This is a genomic window from Flavobacterium hiemivividum, from assembly GCF_004349145.1.
GTDB lineage: Bacteria > Bacteroidota > Bacteroidia > Flavobacteriales > Flavobacteriaceae > Flavobacterium > Flavobacterium hiemivividum.
Genome location: NZ_SMFO01000004.1, coordinates 105,671 through 122,886 on the forward strand (window position 1 = coordinate 105,671; position 17,216 = coordinate 122,886).

14 protein-coding genes are annotated in these 17,216 nt (G+C 33.4%); 13 read left to right on the plus strand and 1 reads right to left on the minus strand.

The features are described 5' to 3' along the window. Positions 1–46: 46 nt before the first annotated feature. A complete protein-coding gene (locus E0F98_RS07785; protein ID WP_132110167.1) occupies positions 47–1,054 on the plus strand; it encodes a mannose-1-phosphate guanylyltransferase in 1,008 nt (335 codons plus the stop codon). A gap of 794 nt (positions 1,055–1,848) precedes the next feature. Here E0F98_RS07785 and E0F98_RS07790 read toward each other — a convergent pair. Further along, the gene (locus E0F98_RS07790; protein WP_132110169.1) at positions 1,849–2,160 is read right to left on the minus strand and encodes a GIY-YIG nuclease family protein; all 312 of its coding nucleotides are present in this window, start codon (positions 2,158–2,160) and stop codon (positions 1,849–1,851) included. Positions 2,161–3,680: 1,520 nt separating this feature from the next. On the opposite strand from E0F98_RS07790, the gene E0F98_RS07795 reads away from it, so the two are divergent. The 12 genes from E0F98_RS07795 (at position 3,681) to E0F98_RS07845 (ending at position 17,197) form a co-directional block, all read left to right on the plus strand. After that, positions 3,681–6,092: an SLBB domain-containing protein gene (locus E0F98_RS07795; protein ID WP_132110171.1), complete on the plus strand. Its 2,412-nt coding sequence runs from the start codon at positions 3,681–3,683 to the stop codon at positions 6,090–6,092. A 456-nt stretch (positions 6,093–6,548) separates the two neighbouring features. Next, the gene (locus E0F98_RS07800) at positions 6,549–7,604 is read left to right on the plus strand and encodes a Wzz/FepE/Etk N-terminal domain-containing protein (protein WP_132110173.1); all 1,056 of its coding nucleotides are present in this window, start codon (positions 6,549–6,551) and stop codon (positions 7,602–7,604) included. Positions 7,605–7,621: 17 nt separating this feature from the next. Continuing rightward, the gene (locus tag E0F98_RS07805; protein ID WP_132110455.1) at positions 7,622–8,044 is read left to right on the plus strand and encodes an adenylyltransferase/cytidyltransferase family protein; all 423 of its coding nucleotides are present in this window, start codon (positions 7,622–7,624) and stop codon (positions 8,042–8,044) included. A gap of 64 nt (positions 8,045–8,108) precedes the next feature. Continuing rightward, positions 8,109–8,345, plus strand: coding sequence for a ferredoxin reductase domain-containing protein (locus tag E0F98_RS16170; RefSeq protein WP_243699210.1), 237 nt, complete (start codon positions 8,109–8,111; stop codon positions 8,343–8,345). Positions 8,346–8,663: 318 nt separating this feature from the next. Beyond that, entirely contained in the window at positions 8,664–8,816 is a 153-nt protein-coding gene (locus tag E0F98_RS16175) for a hypothetical protein (RefSeq protein ID WP_243699211.1), read from the plus strand. Positions 8,817–8,947: 131 nt separating this feature from the next. Further along, positions 8,948–10,432 (plus strand): oligosaccharide flippase family protein, encoded by a 1,485-nt coding sequence (locus E0F98_RS07815; RefSeq protein WP_132110175.1) that lies wholly within the window; start codon positions 8,948–8,950, stop codon positions 10,430–10,432. Next, on the plus strand, positions 10,432–11,268 hold the full coding sequence (locus tag E0F98_RS07820; protein ID WP_132110177.1) for an acyltransferase: 837 nt from the start codon (positions 10,432–10,434) through the stop codon (positions 11,266–11,268). Before E0F98_RS07815 ends, E0F98_RS07820 begins: the two co-directional genes overlap by 1 nt. 234 nt (positions 11,269–11,502) lie before the next feature. Then, positions 11,503–12,612: an alpha/beta hydrolase family protein gene (locus E0F98_RS07825; RefSeq protein ID WP_132110179.1), complete on the plus strand. Its 1,110-nt coding sequence runs from the start codon at positions 11,503–11,505 to the stop codon at positions 12,610–12,612. A gap of 338 nt (positions 12,613–12,950) precedes the next feature. Further along, positions 12,951–14,045: a glycosyltransferase WbsX family protein gene (locus E0F98_RS07830; RefSeq protein ID WP_132110181.1), complete on the plus strand. Its 1,095-nt coding sequence runs from the start codon at positions 12,951–12,953 to the stop codon at positions 14,043–14,045. Between the two features lie 41 nt (positions 14,046–14,086). Further along, positions 14,087–14,995: a glycosyltransferase family 2 protein gene (locus E0F98_RS07835; RefSeq protein WP_132110183.1), complete on the plus strand. Its 909-nt coding sequence runs from the start codon at positions 14,087–14,089 to the stop codon at positions 14,993–14,995. A 4-nt stretch (positions 14,996–14,999) separates the two neighbouring features. After that, positions 15,000–15,845: a glycosyltransferase family 2 protein gene (locus tag E0F98_RS07840; protein ID WP_132110185.1), complete on the plus strand. Its 846-nt coding sequence runs from the start codon at positions 15,000–15,002 to the stop codon at positions 15,843–15,845. Further along, positions 15,845–17,197, plus strand: coding sequence for an O-antigen polymerase (locus E0F98_RS07845; protein WP_165929295.1), 1,353 nt, complete (start codon positions 15,845–15,847; stop codon positions 17,195–17,197). The genes E0F98_RS07840 and E0F98_RS07845 overlap by 1 nt, the downstream gene beginning before the upstream one ends. The last annotated feature ends 19 nt before the right edge of the window (positions 17,198–17,216 follow it).

Genomic DNA, 17,216 nt, shown 5'->3' on the forward strand with positions numbered 1-17,216 from the left:
TGGATTTTATCAGTAGATTTGCATTAGAAGAAGAATATTGAATACTATGGAAAATAAAATTTCGGTTACCCATGTCATACTAACTGGAGGTGTTGGTAGCCGTTTGTGGCCATTATCACGTAAAAGTCAACCCAAACAATATTTGGATATTTTTGATGGAAAGTCGTTGTTCGAAATGACAGTCGATCGTAACCGCGATATTGCTGATAAAGTAATGGTAGTTGGTAATATCGATAATTGTCATTTGAGTAAAAAAGTATTAGAGAAATCAAATACATCTTATATAGACATCATAGAATCTACGCCTAGGAATACTGCCGCTGCGATTGCCTTTGCAGCTTTTGCCTCTGAGCCAGATGATATATTGATCGTCACACCTTCGGATCATATTATTGGAAAAATGGACCGCTATGAAGAAGCGATTCAGGAAGCAGTAGATAAAGCAGCCCAAGGATCGATTGTTACTTTTGGAATTGTTCCTACTAAACCAGAAACGGGATACGGATATATTGAGCGGAACGGCGATAATGTTCTTTCTTTTAGAGAAAAACCAAACCAAGTATCAGCTCGAGATTTTATCGCCAAAGGAAATTTTCTGTGGAACAGCGGTATGTTTTGTTTTAAAGCTTCGGTATTTTTGGAAGAGTTGCAAGTCTATGCTCCAGTAGTGTATGAAACATCAAAACGGGCCTGGGATAATAACAGCAACGGAAATTTGGATTTGGCACTATCACTTAGCATTCCTTCAATTAGTGTAGATTATGCTATAATGGAACGATCTAAAAAAATAAAAGTGGTGGCCTCGCATTTTGATTGGTCTGATTTAGGGTCATTTGAATCAGTCTATGATTATTTAATTACCATTGGTCATCCAGTAGATGAAAATGGCAATATGGTGATTGGAACTACTAATTACACTGCTTTCATTGGAGTAAAAGACACCATTTTTGTTTATACACCAACAGCCAACTTAATTCTAAAAAAGGAATTTTCTCAGGATGTAAAGAGTGTGTATAATGAATTAGAAAGAAGGAATCCGGGGTTGTTGGAATAGGTTTGCTGTTATCGGTTATCTGTTGTCGGTTTTTCTGTTTTCTGAACACTTCTATCCGATTACTGACCACTGAACGCAGTTTTCTGTTGATTGTTCTCTGTTATCGGTTGTCTGTTATGAGTTATCGGTTTTCTGTTATCTGTTATGAGTTAGTTCGACACACAGCGTGTTATTCCGGAGGACTCGAGGGTTTACCCGAACAGGCGAAGCAATCTTAAACTCCAATAAGCAAATTGCTGAGACAGTTCTTTGTGACAAACTAGATGTTTTAAGGTTTTTGTGAGACGCTTCCAGCGTGACAAACTGGGTGGTTATCTCTTAGGAGTTGTCTGTTATCGGTTTAGTGTGGATTATCCGTTATGCGTTAGAAGTCGGCTGCCTTGGACACACAGTTTGTCATCCCGACAAAGGAGGGATCTCCGTATAGTTTGTGTTCTGTTCTCTGTTATGAGCTACCGTTTTTTTGATCACTGAACGCTGTTGTGAGTTAGTTCGACACACAGCGTGTTATTGCGGAGGACTCGAGGGTTTACCTGAACAGGCGAAGCGATCTCAAATCCCTACAAACCTATTTTTGAGACGGTTTCCTGTGGAGTGTCTACCTTTGTTGAGACGCTTCCAGCGTGACAGACTAGGGGTAAGCTGGGTGGATAATTTTGAAGTTAAACATCGTGTTTCATGGTTTGTGTGAGACGCTTCCAGCGTGACAAACTGCTCGGAAAAATGTGAGGATAAAAGTTTTGCTTCAACAACCTGCTTTTCATTCAGAAGGAATCAAAACGAAATTAGAAGAACTACTCAAATTGAGAATTTAAAAATACCATTTCTGGATTAAAATCTTTTATTAAATCTAGTTTCAATTCTCTTCGCAAGTCTTTAATTTCTTTTTCTCTAGCAATCGCAAGTTGAATCCATCCAAAATGTTCATAATAAATCAAAAAATCTAAATTGTAACGAGCCGTAAAACTGTTTTGATTAATCTTATCTTTATGTTCTTTCAACCTACGTCTAAGATCATTAGTCACACCGGTGTATAAGACAGTTCTACTTCTATTGGTTAAAATATAAACATAAAAGTTATAAATACCTTCTGTATATTCAATCATTGGTTTTTGCTTTTATCAAAATTAATAATTCGGTTTTAAAAACACAAACCCTTTCTATTAGTTTGTCATTCCGGAGGATTTGAGGGTTTACCCGAACAGGCGAAGCAATCTTCGTATAGTTTGTGTTATCGGTTGTCTGTTATGAGTTTTCGGTTTTCTGTTATCTGTTGTGAGTTAGTTCGACACACAGCGTGTTATTTCGGAGGACTCGAGGGTTTACCTGAACAGGCGAAGCAATCTTAAACTCCAATAAGCAAATTGCTGAGACAGTTCTTTGTGACAAACTAGATGTTTTAAGGTTTGTGTGAGACGCTTCCAGCGTGACAAAGTGGGTGGATATCTTTTAGGAGTTGTCTTTTATCGGTTTACTGTTGTGAGTTATCCGTTATGCGTTAGAAGTCGGCTGCCGTCGATACACAGTTTGTCATCCCGACAAAGGAGGGATCTCCGTATGGTTTGAGTTCTGTTCTCTGTTCTCTGTTCTCTGTTGTCGGTTGTCTGCTATCGGTTGTCTGTTATGAGTTACCGTTTTTTGATCACTGGACTCTGTTGTGAGTTAGTTCGAGACACAGCGTGTTATTTCGGAGGACTCGAGGGTTTGCACGAACACGAGAAGTAATATCGAACTCCAATAAGTAAATTGCAGAGGCGGTTCTCTGTGACAAACTAAATGTTTTAAGGTTTGTTTGAGACGCTTCCAGCGTGACAAAGTGGGTGGTTAAACTTTTGTGGATAATTTTTGAAGCCAAATGATGTGTTTCATGGTTTGTTTGAGACGCTTCCAGCGTGACAGACTGGTGGGTAAGCAGGGTGGATAATTTTGAATTCAAACGTTGTGTTTCATGGTTTGTGGGAGACGCTTCCAGCGTGACAGACTGGGTGGTTATCTCTTAGGAGTTGTCTGTTATCGGTTTAGTGTTATGGATTATCCGTTATGTGTTAGAAGTCGGCTGCCTTCGACACACAGTTTGTCATCCCGACAGAGGAGGGATCTCCGTATAGTTTGTGTTCTGTTATCTGTTATGAGTTATCGGTTATCTGTTATGGGTTATGGGTTATCTTTTGTCTGTTTTCTGATCACTGACCACTGATCCCGACAGCTATTGGGACTGAAATGTGCAGCGTAAACACTGCAGGCTGACGACTCAAGAAAATCCCTCACTAAATTTAGTGATATTCACTTGGCTATGTTTTCACTTCCGAGGATCTAATGTATTGGTTATTAGTGATTTATTTTTAGACTTTATTGAGGTGTAAATACAGTATCAAGCGATTGCAAAAACAAAGTTTCAATTTTAAAATTTTAAGACTACATTTGCAAAAATGGAATTTAAATGAATTTGTGTTTTTAACCACAAAGGAATAGAATCTAATTAAAATTCAAAGTTAGTGAGCCAGCAATGGGAGTCACAAGGGCGAAGCCATTTACAAGACTAACTTTTTAGTTCTAGTAAAGCATAAAAAAACAAGTATGAAACAGCACCAATTTTCCAGTGCTATTTTTCTTCAAATACATACCTATGAAAAAAATTATTACCGTTGTTATACTCTTTGTAGCTCTTTTTCAGCCCTTAACGATCATGGCTCAGGATCTATTAAAAAGTAGTGATTTAAGTACTCTGCAAGTAGATAATTTATCAGATAGTGATGTTTTGAAAATCAAGGCACAGCTACAATCAAATAATATGACAATTCAGCAAGCAGAACCAATGGCTTTAGCTAAAGGAATGTCGGCTAGCGAATTTGCAAAATTAAAAACGCGAATTGCCAGTACTGGGAATAGTAGTGAGAATAATGCCGCTGCTGCAGACAAGAAAGACTCGGGTAGAAAGCAGGAAGAAATAGTCAATGCCAAAAATAAAGACAAGGTAAATCCTTTGGTTTTTGGTTCGGAACTGTTTGATAACCCAACATTAAATTTTGAGCCAAATCTTAAATTAGCGACTCCCGTTAATTATGTTTTAGGCCCCGGTGATGAACTGCAGGTGAGTGTTTATGGTGTTCAGGAATTTAATGCCAGTATTCCAGTAAGCGTTGAGGGAAAAGTTGCCATACAATATGTAGGGGAAATTGCGGTTTCGGGGATTAGCATTGAAGCAGCAACCCAAAAAATTAGAAATGCTATGGCTAGAGTATATAGCACTGTTAGTTCAGGACTATCTCAAGTAAGCGTTAGTTTAAGCCGCATTCGTACCATCAAAGTAACGATTATTGGAAGTGCGCAACCTGGAAATTACTCCATTTCTTCTCTAGCAACGGTGTATAATGCATTATTCTTAGGTGGTGGACCAGGAGTTAATGGCAGTTATAGAAATATTGAGTTATTACGTGATAATAAAGTGTATCGAACGATTGACATCTATCATTTTTTAGTAAACGGTGATCAGTCTGACAATGTAGGCTTGAAGGATAATGACGTAATTCGTATTCCGGCTTATAGCCAAAGGGTTACGGTAGAAGGCGAGGTAAAACGTCCCGGTATTTTCGAAATGAAAAAAGGAGAGACTTTTGCAGACCTATTAACGTTTGCTTCGGGATTCAATGAGTTTGCCTACGCGGCCTCAGTTAATATTTTGCAAAAAACGGGTAAGGAGTTTAAAGTTCGTGATGTTAAGGAAAGCGAATTTAATAGTTACCAGCCAAAATCAGGTGATCTTATAAAAGTCTCTAAAATTTTAAACCGATTTGAAAACAGAATCAAAATTGAAGGAGCGGTTTTCAGACCTGATTTTTATTCGTTTACAGAAGGAATGCATGTTTCCGACCTAATAGCGCAAGCAGAGGGAATAAAAGAAGATGCCTATAGTCAAAGAGGAACAATTGTTCGTTTACAATCAGATCTGACAACAGAGATCGTCAATTTTGATGTTGCAAAAGCGTTGGCTGGAGAGGCAAACGAAGATATACTCTTGAAGAGGGAGGATGTGGTTACCATATACTCTATTTTAGACTTTAGAGAAGAATATAAAATAACTATCGATGGTGAAGTAAGAAACCCAGGTACCTATGATTATTATGATAATCTAACCCTAAACGATCTAATTGTTCAGGTGGGTGGCTTAACAGGTTCGGCTTCCAAAAGAGTTGAGGTGGCGCGTATGGTTACTTCGGAAGAAATAGATGAGAATAACCCTACTAAGGCCGAGTTGTTTGCAATCGAAATCAGTCCAGATAACAACGAACAAGCAAAAAATTTCGAACTAAGACCCTTTGATGTGGTGAGTATTCGAAAAATGGCAGTCTATGATAAACCAGAACAGGTTACTGTAAGTGGTGCTGTTCATTATGCCGGTAAATACGCCTTGGTCAATAAAAAATCAAGGGTGTACGAGATAATTCAAAGAGCAGGTGGTTTGACATCCTTGGCAGATATTGAAGGAGTTAAAATCAAAAGACCTATTCAAGCGAAGCAAATTGAAGATCTAGAAAACGTGAATGTGAATTTGGGTAAAAAAGACAGTATTCAAAATAAATTAGAGATAAAACTTAAGGAAGAACTTAAGTTTGCCACCATTCCCTTAGACTGGAAAGCCATTCTTAAAAATCAGAATAATGCGGCTAATGTGACTTTATTTGAAGGTGATGAGATTGAAGTTGCTACATACAATGAAGGAGTCAAAGTAGCAGGAAATGTGCTGTTGACTTCAGAGATCCCTTATGATAAAGGGCGCTCTTTCAAGTATTATCTAAATGCTGTAGGAGGTGTAGATGCCAAAGGATGGAAGAAAAAATCCTATATCATTTACCCGAACGGAAAAGCTGCAGTCGCAAGTTCGTTCCTATTCTTTAGATCCTATCCTAAGGTTAAGCCAGGTTCGCAAATCATAGTTCCTGAGAAGCCGGAAGTTAAGAAGATGAGTACGGGAGAATGGGTAGGAATTGGGAGTGTTATTTCGAGTTTGGCGTTATTGATAATAACGGCGTTTAAGTAGTGAATCGTGAGTTGTCGGTTCTCGGTTGTGGGTTGTGGGTTGTCGTCACTTCGAGTGATTTTATAAATAGTGATAGCGTTTTTATAAAATTGTATCGAGAAGTATGGTATGAAGGGTTTTGAGTTCTGATTCGTGAGTAGTGAATATTAAGTGGTTTTTTGAAGGATATATTTTCTTTTTTGCTTGATCAAAAAAGAAACAAAAAAATCACTGCCTGACTATTTTTATCCTGAAAATCATCGGATGTATTTCCCTATCGTGACCCCAGCCGCTCGTGCTGCGCACTCGACTCGGGGGTCACTCCCTTCGGCCAAGGCTGAAATTCATGCCGCGATTTTCTAGTTTAAAAATAGAAGGGCGGGTAGAGGAGTGGTGCGAAGAGTGTTCTGGCTACGATGATCGAGAGAACGGGAAACGAAAAAAATATTAGCTGGAAGTTATTAAAATATAGTATTGATGGAAGTACAGAATGACGAAATATCGTTAAAGGAATTAATAGAGAAAGGGAAAGAGTGGTTTAGTTACCTTCTTTCACAATGGAAAATAATTGTACTAGCAGGAATTATAGGAGCAGCACTTGGCCTAGCGTATTCTTTTACTAAAAAACCAATATACACTGCAAGCTTATCCTTTGTATTAGAAGATGAAAAAAGTGGAGGTTTAGGTGGAGCTTTAGGACTAGCTAGTTCATTAGGTATGGATCTTGGTGGCGGAGGTGGAAGCATCTTTACAGGATCAAATCTAACAGAATTGTTTAAGTCCCGCTCGATGGTAGAACAAACTTTATTGACTCCTGTAGTCTATAAAGACAAGCGCATTTCACTCGCCGAAATGTACATTCAAGAAAATAAATGGCGTGAAAGCTGGGAAAAGAAAGCTCAACATAAAGGCATTCAATTTTTACCGAATGCTGACCGAAAGAATTATACAAGGGTACACGATAGTATTCTAGGTGCGATGTACACTAATTTATCTACAAATGGTTTAACTGTTGGTCAAAAGGATAAAAAAATCGCCATTATCACGATTGATGTAAACTCTACAAACGAATTGTTTGCTAAATATTTTACAGAAGCCTTAGTTAAAGAAGTTTCTGATTTCTATATTGAGACTAAGAGCAAGAAGTCTAGAGAGAATATGTTGATTTTAGAACGTCAAACGGATTCTATTCGTAGGGAATTGAACGGGGCGATAACTGGAGTAGCTGTCGCTAATGACAATACTTTTGGCTTAAACCCAGCCATGAATGTGCGTCGTGCGCCTTCTGCTCGCAGACAGGTCGATGTTCAGGCCAATACCGCTATTTTAACGGAACTAGTAAAGCAAACTGAAATGGCTAAGGTAACTTTGCGCAAAGAAACGCCTTTAATTCAAGTTATAGACCAACCGATTTTGCCTTTGAAAAAAGAAAAATTTGGAAAGTCGAAAGGAATTTTGATGGGAGGATTTCTTGCTGGTTTCTTAACGGTTTTTGTTTTGATTTTTAGAAGAATATTAAAGCAATTAGCGTAATTATGGAAAGAGTTAATTTGAGAGTAGGAATAACGTTTAGTACTTTCGATTTATTACATGCGGGACATATTAAAATGCTCGAAGAAGCGAAAAGACAATGTGATTATCTTATTGTTGGCTTGCAGACAGATCCTACAATTGACCGTCCAGAAAAAAATAAACCAGCTCAAACGGTTGTTGAACGTTACATACAATTGAAAGGTTGTCGCTTTGTTGATGAGATAGTTCCTTATTCTACTGAACAAGATTTAGAAGATATTTTGCGTGCATTTAAAATTGACGTTCGTATTGTTGGAGATGAATATAAAGAGAAAAATTTTACAGGAAGGACATATTGCGAGGAAGAACTGATAGACTTGTATTTTAATAGAAGAGATCATCGTTTTTCAAGTAGTGGTTTGAGAAAAGAGGTGCATCAGAAAGAGTTGGATAAGAAATAAGAAAATATTTTTTTATAAATTATGATCTTTGGTACTTTGAGGTATGCAGATGGATAAATAAAGCATGAAATATTATACTTTAAAAGTTCAAGAAGATAGAAGAGAAACTGAGGATACAGTTACTTTATATTTTAATCAACCAGGTTTTAAAAAATTTAAATGCCAAGCGTGGCAATATTTAACACTTCAGTTTTTACCCGAAGTAGATCGAAAAAATTTCACAAGAGTTCATTACAGTATTTTGGGCTTGATTTATCAAAATTTGTCTAATACCGGATTGGCTGTGGGACAAAAAGATTAAAAAATAGCAATTATTAACATTGATGTCAGTTCGACTAATGAATTGTTTGCCAGATATTTTTGTGAGGCCTTAGCAAAAAAAGTTTTTGATTTTTAGATCGATACAAAAAGTAAGAAGTATCGAGAAAATATCTTGATTTTAGAGCGTCAAACTGATTCCATTCGACGTGAGCTGAACGGAGCGATTACTGGTGTAGCCTGCCAATGGCAATACTTTTGGATTAAATCCAGCTATGAATGCGCGTAGGGCGCCTTCGGCAAAGAGACAATTGGATGTGCAAGCCAATAAAGCTATACTGACTTGGTTAAACAAACGGAATTGGCTAAAGTTACTTTACGAAAGGAAACATCTTTAATTCAGATTATTGACAGACCTATTTTACCCCTAATGAAAGAGAAATGTGGAAACGCTAAAGGAATTATTTTAGATGTTTTATTGGTAGCTATAGGGTTGATGTTCAGTAAGTTATAGATAAACTTGTATGAAAATTAATTTAAAATATTTAAAAGTTGAATTTGTTATTATTCAGGAATTAGAATTTAATATAATTAACCGCGTTTATTTTCTTAGAACAAAAACAAATTTAAAAATAGTAGTGATAAATGAGTGATAATGGACAATCATATAAAACAATTTTCAAATCTACTTTCCTTTTCGGATTTGTACAAGTTTTCAATATTCTTGCCCGTGTTGGAGTAAATAAAGCTGTTGCTGTATTTTTGGGTGCAGAAGGTTTGGGTCTAGTTAATCTCTATCAATCAACAATAAATTTAATTACTACAGCATCTGGTTTAGGTATTTCGCAGAGTGCAATTCGAGATATATCAGAGGTAAATGGAGTTGGGGATAGGGTTCAGTTTTCAAGAACTATAAATATAACCAATAGATTTATTTGGATAACTGCTCTTTTAGGTTCGTTAATAACTCTGTTATTATCAAAATATTTGAGCATATTGACATTTGGAAATGATAATTACGCAATATCATTTATGTGGCTTTCGATTGTTGTTTTTCTTAATATTTTATGTGAGGGTCAATTGGCCATACTTAAAGGACTTCGTCAATTAAAAGCAATTGCCAAAGCAGGTGTATTTGGCTCTATTTTTGGACTTATTACAGCTGTTCCAATTTACTATTATTTAGGTTATGATGGCATTGTGCCTTCTCTTATCATAACAGTATTCTCAAGTGTTTTTTTTTTATGGTTGTACGTTAAAAAGATTAAAATTGAAACTGTTAATATTACTTTTAGAGAATTGGTGCACGAAGGTACAGGCATGGTGAAAATGGGAATTGCATTAATGTACGTTACTTTATTAGGTCTCATTACGGATTATATTATACGAATTTATATTGAAGGTGTTTCTGGTTTACAAATGGTAGGATTATTTGCGGCAGGTTCGACGATCGTATCAAGTTATTTTGGGATTGTAATAACGGCAATGTCCACAGATTATTATCCACGGATATCGGCTATAAATAAAAATAATTTAAAACTTACTGACGAAGTAAATAAGCAATCTGAAGTAGGTCTTGTTTTAATTGGTCCTTTAGTAGTTTTGTTTTTGTTTGTAATGCCATTGTTAATTAAAATTCTTTATACGGATAAATTTTTAGAAGTCATTGATTACATCAGTTATGCTGTTTTTGGCACCCTCATTTTAGTATGTTCAACTGCGATGGGAATGATTCTACTGGCAAAACAAAAATCAAGTGTTTTCATTTATTCTGTAACCTTTTCTAAAGTGATAGGTGTTGTCTTAAGCATATTTAGTTTTAAGTATTTTGGTTTGATGGGTTTAGGCATATCTTCAATAATTATGGCGGTTATACATATGCTTCTGATGCAATTGATTATGTATAAATTATTTGAAATTACTTTTAAAAAAGAACTTTTAGAAATCCTATTCGTCACAATAATTTTTAGTTTAATATCATTTTTTATTAAGGATTTTACATATGTATATCTTCGTTATGGTTTAGGAACTATAATCTTTATATCTAGTTTATGCTACTCAATAAGAAAAATAAATAAAATCATGAATATAAATATTGTTGAAATGACAAGGTCAAAATTTAAAATATAATGATGACTTCTGTTAAAGATAAAGTAAGACCGATATATTATTTTATTCTCTTAATTTTCAAAATTAATTGGGTAAAAACAGTTTATATAAATTTTAAAACTCAGCCTTTTAATATTGCATTTAAATTTCCAATAATTATTTATGGTAAATTAAAAATTTATACTTTACTAGGTAATATAAAAATTAGTTCTCCTATATCGATGGGAATGATTCATTTAGGTAAAGAGATTGATTTTTTTCCTGTTTCACTTAATCCAATAAAACTAACAATAAATAGTGGAAGTTGTATTATTTTCGAGGGGCCTGCTATTATTATGGGAGGCTGCAGTATATCAGTGTGGAATGGCGAATTTAAAATTGGTAAATATGTGACTTTGGGAAGTGGAGTTCAGATTAAATGTGAGGATAAAATAAGTATTGGTTCATTTACACGAGTAGTGGCGATGAGTACTATTACAGATACAAATTTTCACTTTGTTAAAGATATAAAAACTGGAATAATTAAAAGATCATTTGCTCCGATTTCTATTGGTAACAATTGTTGGTTAAATTCCGGAACAATTGTTACTAAAGGGGTAGTCTTACCTGATTATTGTATAACCGCTCAAAATACATTTTTGAATAAAGATTATTCAAAAATTTGTCAGCCTAATACCTTCTTAGCAGGTTCACCGGCCAAGGCATTAGCAAGTAATGTACAGCGAATTTTTGATAATGAGGAAGAAAAGCGATTGAAGGAGTTCTTTTATAAAAATCCTGATTTAAATGAGTATCAGGTCGACGTAGGGATACATCAAGAGCCATCATATACTCCTGATTTGTTTAAACTATATTAAACAGTCGTTAATTTTAACTTGTCTGATAGTTCTATACTATTATTATTTCGTATATTTTGTAATATCGTCATTGCTTAGATTTAATAATAGACTGTTAGAATTCTATTTCAATTATAATTAATTAAATTTTATTCCATTTAATAAAAAATTAATATATTATAAATGAACGCATACATAAGCGCATTTTACTTTTAGAATAAATAATAATTTTATTATTTAATTTTACTCAAAATCATGAACAATATTAATATAATCACAAGAGAAATAAGTAGTTTTTTTTTAGTACTTATTTGTACTTTTTTTCTGATTTCTTGTTCATCAGATCAAGATGTAATAGTACTACATCCTCATGAACAAGTGACTCCTCTTGAAAAAGAATTTGTATATCGATTTGATGTAGTAGTTAATACCGCTAATCCCAATATATTAGGGAGTAAAGGAATGGATTTAGTAGATAAGGGACTCATTATTCTTCCCAAAGGGTATTCTCAAAATGGTCTCCCCGTAAAATTAGTGATTTATTGTCATGGTGGTAGTGGCTATGTTAGTAACGATTTTTCGGAATCTGAATCTGATAATTATTGTAAATACCTAGCGTCATTAGGATATGCGGTTTTAGATATGAATGGTATCCCGCAGTTGTTAGCGACCAGCTTGAAAATAGACCGAGGCAGAACCGTTGGGAATTTCATCGCCATGCGTTCTTATGTTGCTGGTTATGAATATGTAATGAGTAATTTTAATATTGATTTAAGAGGTTGTTATGTATTTGCTAATTCTAATGGTGGTTTAATTAGTATGAATCTGGGAAATTTGACATCAATTCCAATTATCGCTCAGGCTGGAATTAATCCAATGTTAAGTATTGAGAGAAACTTATGGAATTATAAAGCAGGAGCACAAAGTTCAGCAGGTGGGGAGTTCAGCTCTTTTCAGAATAGGGCAAATATTATTCGACTTTATGGGATGAAGGAAGTTAAAAACCAAGCTGAATTGAATGATGCAGTGTATGAAAAAGACAAAGTGGGGGATTATGATCCTTTTGATTTCTTAATGTTGAAGGACAATAATGACTATCCCTACCCATATAAAATTTTTCAAACCAAAGACGATTGGGCTGTGAGTTTTTCTATTACCAAAGAGTTTGTTGATGCCATGCAAAAGCGTGGTGGTAATTTAAATCTGCGGGAGATTGAATCGGGAGGACATGTCGTTGAACCACAAAAAGGAGTTGTAGGGTATTATAGATATCAATTTATTGATAATAATTTAACACCAACTGTTTTGGAAGTTGCAGAATGGTTTGAATATAATGAAGGTTATAAAGCAATATTTTTTAATTGATTATATTTTTTAAGTTATTATAGGATTTAATTAAATGTAAGCTATAAAAACTGCTGATAATTATTTTTAAATTCTTTTTTTAATGATTTATACTTTTTAGAAAGTATAGTTTAGATTAATAATTTATTCTGTAATGGTTTAATATTATAAAAAAATTAGAGAAGATAAAACAAGAGATAAAAAAGTATAAATCCTTTATAAATAGCCAATTATGTGGGGTTTCGAAACATTTTAGTACTATTGGAAAAGTTAGATCTCTAACTTGTATTCATTTTATTATAAATGTTTAGTTATCCCTAGGGAGGATTATAATATAAAAGTATAAATAAAATTATAAGATGTCAATTAATAATTTAAAAGCAAGAGTAATAGCGATGTATCTGCCGCAATTCCATCCAATACCTGAGAACGATACATGGTGGGGTAAAGGTTTTACTGAATGGACCAATGTAGGTAAAGCAAAAAAACTTTTTAAAGGGCATTATCAGCCAAGAGTTCCCGCTGATTTGGGTTATTATGATTTGCGTGTGCCCGAAACTCGTAAAGCACAAGCAGATATGGCCAGAGAGTATGGTATAGAAGGCTTTTGTTATTGGCATTATTGGTTTGGTAATGGAAAAAGATTAATCGAACGTCCTTTTAATGAAGTTGTGGCTTCCGGGGAGCCGGATTTTCCATTTTGTTTAGCTTGGGCAAACGAGACCTGGAAAGGTTTTGATCATGGTATGAAAAATAGGAATATTCTAATTGAACAGTTGTATCCAGGTATAGACGATTATCGAGCTCATTTTTATGAGGTTTTACCCGCATTCAAAGATGAAAGATATATAACTGTTGATGGGAAACCACTCTTTATGATATTTAGGCCTTTAGCTAATTCCGAGGTTCCGATTTTTATAGAAACTTGGAGAAAATTAGCATCAGAGAACGGTTTAAAAGGAATATATTTTGTTGGACAAAAGAATTATTTGGAGAATAATTTAGATAGATTTAGGGAAGCAGGAGTAGATGCAATAAACACAATTCGATTAAATAACTACATAGTAAATCATAGGTCCTTTTTTCAAAGAGTATTCACAAAATTACGTAAGACAGTAATGAATGTTCCATTAGCATATCCATATGAGAAAGTTTCTAAATATTTTGTAGTTGCTGAAGAAGACAAACAGGAAGATGTTTTTCCTAGTATTGTTCCAAATTGGGATCATACCCCAAGAAGTGGTCGTGAAGGAATGGTAATGACGAACTCTACACCAGATTTATTTGAAAAACATGTAAAACAAACGGTTAGTCTTATAGAAAATAAAGAACCAGAACACAAAATAATTTTTATTAAATCTTGGAATGAATGGGCAGAGGGTAACTATATGGAGCCAGATATGCGTTGGGGAAGGAAATACTTAGAAGCTCTAAAAAGACAAATAAAAAAATGATTTGTTTTTACAAGGTAACCTTTGTTTAATTTAAATTTTTTATGAAATTCAGTATTGTAATTCCATTATATAATAAAGAAAAGTCTATAAGTCGTGCTGTTAATTCTGTTTTAACTCAATCGTATAAAGACTTTGAATTGATAATTGTAAATGACGGATCTTCAGATAACAGTTTGACTGTTGTTGAAAATATTAAAGACGGAAGAATTAAAGTAGTTAATAAAACTAACGAAGGTGTTTCTAGTGCTCGAAATGTCGGGATTGATATAGCATTATTTGAATGGATTCTTTTTTTAGATGGGGATGACTATTGGAAGAGTAATCACTTAGAAACTATTTTAGAATTACTACAGAAATATCCAGATGCCGATATGTACTCTACGCTGATTAGTGAAAATTCAGACAAAGGGATAAATTATATTGCAAATTCATTGGCCGATGGTTTTGAAGGTTATATAGATGATTATTTTATACATGCTCCTTATGGCACTATTTTTCACTCATCTTCAGTTTGTATAAGTAAAGAAGCACTAATGAATGTAGGTGGTTTTGATACCAATCTTAAACACGGTGAAGATTTAGACATGTGGTTTAGAATTATGATTAATAAAAAAGGGGTCGTAAAAAAAACTTCTACTGTTGTTTATGATTTATTTGGTGAGAACCGAGCAATGTTGTCCAGATGTAAATATGAAAATCATTTGTTATCGAAAATTGATGATTATAGATCTACTGAAATTATGCACCTAAATCAATTTATTGATTATTTTATCCTAAGGAATTCAGTGCCTTACTATTTTTCTGAAGAAAAAAAACATATTAAACCTAACTTAAAAAAAATAAAAAAAAATAAAAAAGCAAATTTATTTTGGATGTACCTTTATTCTGATTTATTTTATCAAATTAATTTATTCTCATATAAATTTTATAAATATCTAAGAGCAATCTAGAAAAATGGAAAATTTTCAAAAATCACTATTGTCGATTATTATTCCAACAATAGGCAGAATAGAGGAATTAATTTCTTTGTTAGAAAGTATTTATAGCTGTGATACAGATCACTCTCAAATTGAGATAATTGTTATTGACCAAAATAATATTTCATTTCTAAAAGAGGTACGATTGAAATTTGAATCTGTTAGGTTTGAAAATGTTGACTTTAAAGGTCTGTCCAAAGCAAAGAATTATGGCGCCGCTTTAGCAAATGGTAAATGGCTATGCTTTCCAGATGATGATTGCGAGTTCTTTTATGATACAATTAAGTTAGCTCTTCATTTTTTAAATGAATCTAAGGCAGATATTATATTTGGCAAATGTATAGATCGAAATGCTAATGACAGTGTAATGAATTTTAAAAATCAAGACTTTACTTTGACTGTCGAAACAATGTCAGGAGGGTTTGTTGAAGCTACTGGGTTTGTAAAAAAAGAGGTTTTTAGTCAGTATAAGTTTGATGAATCAATGGGCGCTGGGTGTTTTCATGGTGCCGAAGAAGGATACGATTGGTTATTCAGAATTTTAAAAAACAGTAAATATAAAGTTATATTTAATCCTTTAATTTTATTTTATCACCCTCAAATTATTTCTGTCAAAGGTGATCAAGCGTCGATAAAACGTGTTTTTACGTACAGATGCGGTTTTGCAAAGCTTTGCTTTAAACATGAATTTTATTTTAAATTCTTTAAAAGAGTGGTCTTGGTGAGTTTTTCTTTGCCATTTTTTGCTTTTTTCGATCAAAAAAAATTACGCTATTATTCGGCAGAGCTATTAGGATTATTCTCTGGTGCAATTATTAAATGATGAAAAAAAGAATTCAAAACATAAAAAGAATTTCTTTGTTTGTCGGTTATAGTCAGTGTTTTTTTTTATTAATGCTGTATGCTATATTGTTTTTAATTAAAAATGATATTATACTTATCATTTCTTTTGTCTATTCTTTATTAGTTGGGTTTTTAACAATAAAAAGTAGAGCTAATCAGCTCCTGCTTAATAATTCATTAGCTATTTTATTAGTTTTTATTTTTCTGTACGGTTTTTTCAATTCTGTTATAGAATTTTTTTTGTTAGGGGAAATTACAGAAGCTGGATATTATGCAACAATCATTTATGCAACTACTGTACCTTCATATGTAATTGGCTCAGGATCTATAAAGTCTACAAATTATGATGTCACCTATACAAAAACAATTGAAAATAAAAAATATAGTAAACTATACAGTGTGTTTTTATTGATAATGTTAATTGTATTTCTATTATATAAATCATATTCTTTTTATAGCAGAGGGATGTTTTTTAATCCATCTTTATTAAAGACTGTTAGTAGATTAGAGTTAACGGAAGGTATTAGCCAATTGGGAATTGTTACTGGTTTAATGATAACTAGTATTTTTCTGTATTTTACATTTTATTATAAGTTATTACCATCAAGAGTTAAATTGATTGTTTTTGGATGTTTGTTATATTATATAGCTTTACAATCAAGCGTTGGTAATAGAAGAGATTTTGTACCGATGTTGATTGGGGTTTTTTGGGTCTTTATAAATTTTAAAAAAATTAAATTTACTTTAGGTTGGTTCTTATTAATGTTAGTATCTATATTTTTATTTTTGTTTTTAGGGTCTTTGCGAGCAGAAGCGGGATCAGACGAAGGATTTAATTATTTACAAGTTGCTATTGACACTTTATCTAATAATGAATTTGTTTACCCATTTTACACCTTAAAGTTAGCTGTATATAACTATTTAAATGGCACAATTGATTTCTTCTATGGTAAAACTATTTTCATAGATTCTTTTTTAAATTTCATACCTAGATCAATTTATACATCAAAACCGAATTCATTAGCGGTTCAATTTGTAATGGATAATTTTGGTGGTGGTATGGGTTACGCTTATTCCCCCGTAGCTGAGTCATTTGTTAATTTTGGATTATTTGGCCCTAGTGTTGTGTTTTTTCTTTTGGGGTCACTTATTTCTAAATTGCAAGAATTTAGAGATCAAAGATTTATATTCGTTTTTTTTACTATGATACCTGATTTTTGTAGGGGGGAATTTAGCAGTTTTTTCTATCAATTTTGGTTTGTAGCTTTATTTATTATAATTATTCCTATGATTAATAGGGAATTATTTGGAAGAAAAAGTGTTGTTATTTAAAGGTCAGAAATCTCTTTCA